This is a genomic window from Vibrio sp. 10N.222.48.A3, from assembly GCF_041475345.1.
Classification (GTDB): domain Bacteria; phylum Pseudomonadota; class Gammaproteobacteria; order Enterobacterales; family Vibrionaceae; genus Vibrio; species Vibrio tasmaniensis_A.
Window position 1 is genome coordinate 1 of the sequence record NZ_JBFRVX010001402.1, and the last position, 239, is coordinate 239.

1 protein-coding gene is annotated in these 239 nt (G+C 47.3%); it reads left to right on the top strand.

Annotated elements, in window-relative coordinates; all coding sequences use genetic code 11:
* A partial coding sequence (locus AB4653_RS26690; protein WP_372105738.1) for a sulfatase-like hydrolase/transferase occupies positions 1–239 on the top strand: 239 nt, incomplete at both ends.

Genomic DNA, 239 nt, shown 5'->3' on the forward strand with positions numbered 1-239 from the left:
GTGGTCACGTTTGGACGCACCTGTCACCTGAATACGAAGCTATGCTTGGCCAAAACGGTTGGGGACTTCAAGAAGTGGTCATGAAAGATCTTGATGACCATGTTGGTGAAATGATGGCCAAAATGGAAGAACTCGGTATTGCCGATAACACCATCATCATTTTCACTGCGGATAATGGTCCTGAGATCATGACTTGGCCAGATGGCGGTATGACACCTTATCACGGTGAGAAAGGCACA